The organism is Paraburkholderia guartelaensis, assembly GCF_004353905.1.
In the GTDB taxonomy this organism is placed as follows: Bacteria; Pseudomonadota; Gammaproteobacteria; order Burkholderiales; family Burkholderiaceae; genus Paraburkholderia; species Paraburkholderia guartelaensis.
This window is the reverse complement of sequence record NZ_SMOD01000062.1, coordinates 24776-33427: the sequence shown is the minus strand read 5'-3', so window position 1 is coordinate 33427 and position 8652 is coordinate 24776. Positions and strand designations below refer to the sequence as shown.

The 8652-nt window shown below is 59.5% G+C and carries 7 protein-coding genes and 1 pseudogene; 7 read left to right on the top strand and 1 reads right to left on the bottom strand.

Going from position 1 to position 8652, the window contains the following annotated elements:
• A pseudogene (locus E1N52_RS39790) lies at nucleotides 1–173 on the top strand (IS5/IS1182 family transposase); the annotation flags it as partial.
• A gap of 217 nt (nucleotides 174–390) precedes the next feature.
• On the opposite strand, the gene E1N52_RS39785 reads toward E1N52_RS39790, so the two are convergent.
• Nucleotides 391–1470 carry a helix-turn-helix domain-containing protein gene (locus E1N52_RS39785; protein ID WP_133190226.1) on the bottom strand — a complete coding sequence of 360 codons (1080 nt, stop codon included), beginning with the start codon at nucleotides 1468–1470 and terminating at the stop codon, nucleotides 391–393.
• A gap of 471 nt (nucleotides 1471–1941) precedes the next feature.
• Here E1N52_RS39785 and E1N52_RS39780 point away from each other — a divergent pair, with 471 nt between their 5' ends.
• The 6 genes from E1N52_RS39780 to E1N52_RS39755 all read left to right on the top strand — a co-directional run bounded on the left by E1N52_RS39780 (nucleotide 1942) and on the right by E1N52_RS39755 (nucleotide 8618).
• Nucleotides 1942–3570, top strand: a complete 1629-nt coding sequence (locus tag E1N52_RS39780; RefSeq protein ID WP_133190225.1) for a 3-(methylthio)propionyl-CoA ligase — start codon at nucleotides 1942–1944, stop codon at nucleotides 3568–3570.
• Nucleotides 3571–3654: 84 nt separating this feature from the next.
• Nucleotides 3655–4779, top strand: a complete 1125-nt coding sequence (locus E1N52_RS39775) for a porin (protein WP_133190224.1) — start codon at nucleotides 3655–3657, stop codon at nucleotides 4777–4779.
• A gap of 70 nt (nucleotides 4780–4849) precedes the next feature.
• Complete coding sequence (locus tag E1N52_RS39770; RefSeq protein ID WP_133190223.1) at nucleotides 4850–5773, top strand: M24 family metallopeptidase; 924 nt, start codon at nucleotides 4850–4852, stop codon at nucleotides 5771–5773.
• Between the two features lie 26 nt (nucleotides 5774–5799).
• On the top strand, nucleotides 5800–6633 hold the full coding sequence (locus tag E1N52_RS39765) for an SDR family NAD(P)-dependent oxidoreductase (protein WP_133190222.1): 834 nt from the start codon (nucleotides 5800–5802) through the stop codon (nucleotides 6631–6633).
• Between the two features lie 88 nt (nucleotides 6634–6721).
• Nucleotides 6722–7102: an MAPEG family protein gene (locus E1N52_RS39760; protein WP_133190221.1), complete on the top strand. Its 381-nt coding sequence runs from the start codon at nucleotides 6722–6724 to the stop codon at nucleotides 7100–7102.
• Nucleotides 7103–7106: 4 nt separating this feature from the next.
• Nucleotides 7107–8618: a DUF1254 domain-containing protein gene (locus E1N52_RS39755; protein WP_133190220.1), complete on the top strand. Its 1512-nt coding sequence runs from the start codon at nucleotides 7107–7109 to the stop codon at nucleotides 8616–8618.
• Nucleotides 8619–8652: the final 34 nt, after the last annotated feature.

Here is an 8652-nt window from a genome sequence, read left to right as displayed (position 1 = left end):
ACGTGTTCGGTACGCTCAAGCACTGGATGGGGTCGACGCACTTCCTGATGCGAAGACTTGGTCACGTCGCCACCGAAATGAACTTGCATGTACTGGCGTACAACCTCAAGCGCGTCATCGGGATACTGGGATTCGCGAAAGCAATGCGGGCCATGAAGCTGGCCGGCGCGTGATCTCACGCATCGACGCTTCGAATGGCTCGGTGCAATCAGCCCCGTCGTTCGATCTCAGCGCTGGGTGAACGCGTTCGCTCCGATGCTCGCGGCTCGAACCGGCGTTTTTACACAGCCTCGGCCAGGAGCCGTCACTCCTGAAAGCGCCACAAGCGTTCGCTTTAATCCGAGCAAGCGACATGTGCCGGGATACCAGGTCAATGTCTTGTCGATCGGTTCACGAGGACATGAAGGACGAGTCTCGTTGCGTGAGCGGCGGGAACGAGTGAGTGCCGCTGCTGACATAGTCAGTCGGCGTGACGCCGACCACGCGACGAAACGCCCGGCTGAAATTGGCGGTATCGCTGAAGCCGAGCTTCAGTGCGACCTGCTTGATCGTCGCACCCGATTCACACAGCATCTCGCAGGCTCGCGCAAACCGTACCTTGTCGGAAAGTTCGCGGAATGCCAGATTCTCCGCTCTGAGGTGGCGGTCAATCGTTCGGGCGGACACGTTGAGGCGGCGCGCAAGGTCCTCCAACGTTACCTGCTCGCCTTCGGCCGCGCGCAGCACCATCTCGACGTATTCGCCCCAGCCAAAATGGCCCGTTGGAGGCCGTGACCCCAGCAGGCTGCAACGCTCATCGATTTGATTGACGACGTCCGCGTCGCCAAATGGCAAGGGGTGGTCCAGCAGATCGGCACCCATCACGACCCGCACGCCGGGCAACGCATTCTCGGAGAAATGAAAGCGCGCAGGCGCCAGGGTGCGATAACGGAGGACGTGTGCTGGCTCCGGCATGGACAGGTAGACGTCGTAGGCGGGCGCGTCGACACCGAGCATAAGCCGCACCTGATTCTGATGTGATACGGCGACCACTTCCAGATAGAAGCGCAGAGTCGCGTCGGGCATCGCAATTGTCGGCGTATAGATTGCTTCTCCGGGGGCGCCAGGCCGACGCTGATAGTTCAACGTGAACGTTTCAGTCATCAAGTGGTAATGCCGGCTCGCCATGCACATGATCTGATGAGCCGTGTGGCAGCTCAACAGTCCATACCCAAGCAGGTCATGCGAATTCATCTTGATGAGGCGACCGAGGTCAAAGCCAAGATCTTCACGACCGGTGACCTGATTTGCCGTCTGGACAAGGGTATCCACTTCGGCAGTGGCAAGCGTACCGTCGCGGTGGTTGAACCGGGTTTCGTCGATACCGGCGGCGGAAAGGATCTCCACCGTGTCCACGCCCTGTGCGCGCAGCGCATTCATCAGCAAGACAAAGTAACGCGTGGGAACACGCCGCAACGATGCAGTAGTCATGGCTGTTTCACCTCCAGCCGGGTATGCCCGTCGGGCGCTTCATCAAGGATGTCAACCAGCAATATGCGCCCGCACAGGGCAGACGTGGAAGATCAAAAATTGCGGCCGCAGTTTTTCGACTCGACAACTGGGTGCAATCATTTTGCCGTCAGGCAACCACACCAAGAAATCAGCGCGTTCGGTTAGCAAATGAGTATTTCATGAACGCCACGGCAACGGGATCCGTGGTGCCCCTACATCTGCGGTGGCGTGTGCAACACCAAACGCCACCTCGCATCGGCGACGGGCGTCATTCGATCGGCGGCATGGACGCAGTGATCCGTCGCCAATATTTTATGCCGACAGCAGCAATTCAGACCTGGGATATCCCTGAGATGTCTCGAACTGACATGTCTTTGTCGATTCTGGATATCGTCCAGCGTCCTGTGAGTCCGGAAGATGACGCTCACAGTCACGAAGCGGATATTCCAGATGAAAGCCTTGATGATGCAGCAACCCTTGCTCGTCTCGTCGCTGCTGACGCATGCCGAGCGGCATCACGGCGAGCAGGAGATCGTTTCGAAGCGTGTCGAGGGAGACGTCCATCGATACCGCTTCCGCGATTTCGCGCAGCGCGCACGGCAGATGGCAAACGCACTCGCGGAACTCGGCGTCCTACGCGGCGATCGAGTCGGCACGCTGGCATGGAACGGCTACCGGCATATGGAGCTTTACTATGCGGTCTCCGGATCAGGAGCCGTGCTCCATACGCTCAATCCACGGCTGCATCTCGATCAGCTCGTGTACATGATCGAACATGCCGAAGATCGGGTGCTGTTCTTCGATATCGACCTGCTTCCGATCGTCGAGGCGATTGCCGCGCGGCTCGCGAGCCCGATCATATTCGTGGCGATGACTGACCGCGCGCATGTACCAACGTCGATTGCATTGACTGCGGCAGTGCTCTGCTACGAAGACCTGATCGGCACGAGTGACGACCACTTCGAATGGCCACAGTTCGACGAAAACGCAGCCTCCTCGCTCTGCTACACCTCCGGCACGACCGGTAATCCGAAGGGCGTGCTGTACAGCCATCGGTCAACCGTGCTCCACACCTTTGCGGCCGCGCTGCCTGACGCGTTGAATTGCTCGGCATGGGACACCATCCTGCCCGTCGTGCCGATGTTCCATGTGAACGCCTGGGGCCTGCCCTACGTGGCGTGCATGATCGGAGCCAGGCTGGTCTTTCCCGGCCCGTGGCTGAAAGGGGACGCGCTGTACGAACTGATCGAGGCTGAGCGCGTCACGATGTCTGCTGGCGTGCCGACTGTCTGGCAGGGGCTTCTGGCTCACGTGAACGACCAGCAGCTCAGCTTCTCCTCAATGCGGCGAACCGTGATCGGTGGCGCTGCATGCCCCCCCGCGATGATTGCCGAGCTTCAAGAGGTCCATTGTGTCGATGTGATCCACGCGTGGGGCATGACCGAATTGAGCCCGCTAGGTACGGTCGGCTCGTTGAAGCCGCATCAGGTTTCGATGTCGCCAGAGGAACGCCTGGCAGTTCAGGCCAGGCAGGGCCGAGCGGTATTCGGCGTCGACATGAAAATCGTCGACGCCGACGGCGAGGAGATGCCATGGGACGGCATCACGACCGGCGAACTGATGGTCCGCGGCCCATGGGTTATCGACATGTATTTCCGCGGCGCTGAGGCCGGTCCCAATCGTGACGGCTGGTTTCCCACGGGCGATATTGCAAGGATCGACGCCGACGGCTTCATGCAGATCACCGATCGTGCCAAGGACGTCATCAAATCCGGCGGCGAATGGATCAGCTCGATCGAAATCGAGCATGTAGCAAGCCTGCACCCGGAGGTTGCGAGTGCAGCGTGCATCGCGGCGCGCCACCACAAATGGGACGAGCGGCCGCTGCTGCTGGTCGTGAAGAAGCCCGGCAGCACCGCAACCGCTGACGAGCTGCTCGCATTCTTCGACGGCAAGGTCGCGAGATGGTGCAAGCCGGATGCAGTCGTTTTCATGGATGCAATCCCGCTCGGCGCCACGGGGAAGGTTCTCAAGAACAAATTACGCGAGCAGTTTCGGGACTACCTCCTGACTGCTTAGCGCGGCGTGTCTACGCACTTCGGTGTCGTTGCGAACAGCAAAACTTGTATTTCATATCAAGCAAAGACAGGTAGAGGAGACGAAATGAAGTCGAAGTTGACAGGTATCGCTGCACTTCTGGGATTCGCCGGAGCAGTCCATGCCCAGTCGTCCGTGACGCTGTTTGGTGCGGTCGATTCGGGCCTTTTGTATCAGAGCACGTCTGCCGCATCGTTCAACCCAAAGGCGCCGAATCTCGGCAAGGTCTATGCGCTCAACAGCGGCGGCATCTACTCCAGCTTCTGGGGTTTGAAAGGCGTCGAAGACCTGGGCGGCGGCTACTCCGCGAACTTCCGCCTGCAAGGCAGCTTTAACAGCAGCAATGGCAAGCTCGGCCTCGGCGACACGACAGGCGCAACCGCAATCTTCAACATGGAGTCGAGCATCGGACTTTCTGGTCCGTTCGGCTCCGTCAAACTGGGGCGACAAATCGCACCGATGGCGTGGGCGATGGCGGAAACCGACGTGCGTCGCGGCGACTACTTCGGCAGCATCCTGACCGCGTGGCTTGGCATGAACCAGGCTGCTGGCTGGCAAGGCACAAACACCAACGGACCAATTGGTTCGTTATACGAAAGCAACGCGATCGTCTATACGTCGCCGGGCTTCCACGGTGCGAGCGCCCAACTGGAGTACGCGCCAGGCGGCGTGGCCGGTCAGTTCCAGGGCGGCTCGCGCGAGTCTGCCGTGCTCAAGTACTCGAACTACGGGTTGAACCTCGCAGCCTTCTACTACAACGGCCACGATACGAACCCCGGGCCAACAACGGTGCCGACAGGTCTTGCCAACAATCGCATGTACTACATCGGGGCGCTGTACACGATCCATGACTTCTCGGTGTCCGCTTCGTATAGCAACGGCAAGAACCCGTCGAATTCGAACGCGGCCAACCTGGACCTCTATTCGTTTGGTCTCGGCTACCGGTTCACGCCAGCATTCGAACTCACGAGCGGCGTGTATTACCTGAAAGACCGGAACAACTCGACCAACAAGTCCACCGAAGTCGCGGGCGGCGGCTACTACAGCCTCTCAAAATCGACAACGCTCTATGCGCAGGTCGGCTATGTGGACAACAGGGGGGACATGACGCAGATGATCACGTATGGCGAACCCGTGGCAGCAGGCAGGTCGACAGTCGCCGCGAACATCGGCATGCGGCACACGTTCTGAACCTCGCGGTAGCGCCTGAAAGTCGAACGCGCGAGCCTGCACGTTCGGCAGCATTTTCGAAGGAAACAACATGCAATATTCAACCATTCGCGTCTCCGACCTCAAACAGTTTCGACACGTCCAGAAACTGGCATACGACTGCGTGGAATACACGGCGGCCAGCCTGCGCACCGGCATGACTGAACGCAATGCCTGCTCGATCATGAAAACGTGGTTGAAGGAGAAAGGCGTAAGCGATCTGTTTCACGATCCGTTCGCCTGGTTCGGCGACCGCGCCGCATTCAAGGGATTCTGGGCTGACCACAAATTCCTGCCATCGGATCGCATTCTCGAGGACGGCATGACGGGGATACTGGACATCGCACCGATCGTCAACGGCTATTCCGCCGATATCGGCTACTGCTTCGTACACGGACGCAACCCGAGCATGCAGGCGACGCTCGACGACATGAACCGGTTGCTACTGCGAGCGCGCGACGAGATCCTCGCAGGCGTTCGTGCGGGCAGAACCTTTCGGGCGATCTATCGGGAAGTCGACGACATGATTGCAGATGCGGGGTACGTGAACCAGCACAAGCGCTATCCCCACCGCGTGCTCGGCCACCGTGTCGGTCGCCACATGAGCAATCCGCTCAACAGGGTTCGGTGGCTCGGATTCGGCTTGCCAACCTACCTCTCGCTAATGACCCGCCAGTGGGCATCGAAGGTCACACCCGGCATTGTCCATTCGCCGCTCTGGAACGACCGCCGCGAGTCAAACCATCGTCCGTTTGCCGGACTCTGGGCCATCGAGCCGCACATTTCGCTGCGCGATCAGAGCATCGGCACCAAGTGGGAAGAGATTCTCGTCATTACGGAAGACGGCGCGTGGTGGCTCGACAACGACACGCCGCACTGCAGGCTCGGCACGCAGCGCGGCTGGTGGCACGAGTCGAGCCAGTCGGCGGCACAGGTCTTCCTGGAGGAGTCGAGCGACTTTCTCGTGGTCGGCTGAGTCTGATGGGAAAACGGAGAAACAACATGGCAGTTTCAAGTCTCAAGGGCAAGCAGGTTCTCGTGACTGGCGCTTCGTCTGGGATCGGCTACGAAACCGCGCTCGCGTTCGCGCGTCGGGGGGCAAACCTGATCCTGGTCGACATCAATGCAACAGCACTCGACACTACCTCACATGTGGTTCGTGAGCACGGTGTGAAATGTTTGACCTGGAAGGCCGATGTTTCCGATGCTCAGGCAATGGGAGAACTGGCCGACGCCGTGCACGAGGCCGTCGGCGCACTCGATGTGCTGGTCAACAACGCCGGCATCGCGTTTCTCGGCGCATTTCTTGAGACGCCAATGCATGCGTGGCGCCGTATCCTCGACATCAACGTGATGGGCGTGGTGCACGGCTGCAGCGCTTTTCTGCCGCGGATGATCGAGGCCGGCGGTCCACGCCGTCTCGTTAACGTGGCGTCGGTCGCGGGACTGGCGCCGGCCTACCAGATGGCTGCGTACGCTGCTTCCAAGCATGCCGTCGTCGGTCTTAGCGAAAGTCTCGCGATGGAACTGTCTGGCTCCGAGGTCGGCGTTTCCGTGATTTTCCCTGGCATCATCAATACGCCGATCGCACGTCCTGGCACAGCCAGTGTGGGAAAGAACGTGACCGATGCCCAGTTGGAGCGACTCGCGGCGTTCTATCAAGGCAAGGGCGCGCATCCTCGCGTGGTGGCGGAATCCATTGTCGACGCCGTCCAGGCGGAGAAAAGCATCGTACTCGTCGGGCCGATTGCCCGTCTGGTTTACAACCTGCGCCGCATCTCCCGCACCCTGCTCATGAAAGCCATGCTGGCTGAGTCCAGGAAGATCTGGGTTTGATCCGGCATGCGCCACCAGGAAGTGGACGTTACCGAGCCCCCTGAAACCGGCCAGCGCAATCGAAACAATTTTTTTGAGGTTAATAAGCATGACTAATGCATTGTGGTGCGTCCTGGTTGCTGCGCTTTTGCCGCTAGCCGGAACCGTGGCTGCAAAAATCGGTGGCCAAATGCCGGCGCGCGCCAATCATCGGGTTCGCGAGTGGCTGGATGGGCTTGAAGGCTGGACCAGGCGCGCGCACTGGTTTCAGCTGAATTCCTTTGAAGCCTTCCCCGCGTTTGCCGCAGCAGTCCTGGTGGCTCAATACCTCCACGCACCACAGGTGCGCGTCGATCAACTCGCGTATGCATTTATCGGCCTGCGCCTCGCGTATTTCATCTTCTATCTCGCCGACAAGGCGACGTTGCGCTCGATTACGTGGATCGGCGGCCTGGCCTGCACGATTGGACTTTTCGCGCTTGGAGCTTGAGCAAATGCATAATCAGGAAACGATCTCCCGCGTTCCTCGCGCGATCTCGGCTGGCGTTCTTCTAGCGGTCGTTCTTGCGGTAACGCTTCTCGTCAAGCTCCCGTATCTGCTCGCTTTTGAGCGTGGCGTTCAGGCCTATCTATATGGCTATCCGTTGGTCACGACCGAAATGACGAAACGGGTCATGACGGCCCCTGCCCTTTCGACCACTTCGGTGGTGCGCCGCAGGCTTGGATCGGCGCCGCTGAATCAGTTCGGGCACTCGAGGGAATTTCCCGACCCCACATCGATTGACGTGGTGGCACCTAACGCCGATACGCTGTACAGCCTCGCGTGGCTGGACCTCAAGGACGAGGCCATGGTGCTCAGCATGCCCGACATGCATGGGCGATGGGTGCTCGTGGAGGTCATGGACGCCTGGACGAATTCGTTTGCGTCTCTGGGCACACGTTTGTATGGGGGCAACCCGCGAAACTACCTCATCACCGGGCCACACTGGACTGGGCGGGTACCCGACGGAGTGATTCAGATTAAAGCGCCAACAAACACCGTGGCTATTGTCGGAAGGACATACACACGGAATGCCGCCGATTTTGCCGCAGTTCATGCGCTGCAGGGGCAATACAGACTGACTCCGCTGTCGACGTTTCTGAACCAGTCACCCGTTGGCCCGCGCCCGGCATCTGCAACATCCAGCGTCGATATCGCGACGCCGGTCGTCACCCAGGTTGCACGTCTGGATGCCGACCAGTTCTTCTCGCTGCTGGCGAAATCAATGGCTGACAATCCGCCTGACGCCGCGGACGGCCCGATGTTGAGAATGCTCCAACGCCTTGGAGTCGAACCCGGCAACGCGTTTGCGTGGGACCGGCTCGATGCCGCAACGCGTCACGGCCTTGAGGACGCCGTCTGGTTCGTTCGAGGTCTCTTTGAAGCCCGCTCGCCGGGCACACAAGGACCTACTGATACCAACGGATTGCAGCGCACACTATTCAAGTGGGCGAATGATGCGATCGACAAGGCGATGCTAAGCATCGAAAACGGCTGGCTAGTTCCGCTGAATGTCGGCCGTTATGGTACGCATTACGCGCTGCGTGCCGTGGTGAGCCTCGTTGGGTATGGTGCCAATGTCGCGCAGGACGCGGTGTATCCCGTAACCGTAGTCGATTCGGGCGGCGACTTGCTCCGTGGCGGGGACCGCTACGTGCTGCATTTCAGGCGCGATCAGATACCACCGGCAAGCGCGTTCTGGTCGCTTACGCTCTATGACGAAAGAGGCTTCTTTGTTGATAACCCGATCAATCGCTATGCAATCGGAGATCGGGACCATCTGCATTTCAATCAGGACGGTTCGCTTGATCTCTGGATTCAGCACGAGCAGCCAGTTGGGGAAAAGGCGAACAACTGGCTGCCAGCGCCTTCCGGTTCGTTCAAGTTGATATTGCGCTTGTATGACCCCAAGCCGATGGTACTCAACAAGCAATGGGTGCCGCCCGCAGTTCAGAAAATTCGATAACTCGCAGCCACCAGCGCCGTGTATTTCGCTTGTC